Raw genomic sequence first — 418 nt, 5'->3', positions numbered from 1 at the left:
GCCCGCGCACAGTACGAGCCCTGTATGGCGCGCGGGGCGTGCAGGGAGGCCCTTGGCGTCACGGTGACCGGCTACCCTATGCTCTGCCATTCCGGTCCCGCACACCATGAAAAACCAAGCGTCCCGCGAATTCTTTCCACGCCAGGTCGTGGATGCCGGTCCCAACCGATGGGACTGGGCCCTGCTGCCCCTGGTACTGGCCGCGATCGTGCTGCTGGCCTACGGCGCCGCGCAGATGGCGCAGCCCTTCCACATGGGCGAGACGCTGCCGCTGTCGCTCGACCCGTGGCAGCTGCCCTACTACCTGCTGCGCACCACGCTGCGCATGTTCATCGCGATGGGCGCGTCCCTGGTCTTCGCCTGCGTGTTCGCGGTGCTGGACGCCAAGTACCGGCTGGCCGAGCGGGTGCTGATCCCG

The 418-nt window shown here is 68.4% G+C and carries 1 pseudogene; it reads left to right on the top strand.

The window, feature by feature from the left end:
• Positions 1 to 106: 106 nt before the first annotated feature.
• Positions 107 to 418, top strand: a pseudogene (locus GVL52_RS32375) (hypothetical protein); the annotation flags it as partial.

The sequence above is a fragment of the Rhizobium sp. 18055 genome, from assembly GCF_902706285.1.
Lineage (GTDB): Bacteria > Pseudomonadota > Alphaproteobacteria > Rhizobiales > Rhizobiaceae > Rhizobium.
This window is presented reverse-complemented; position numbering and strand designations above follow the sequence as displayed.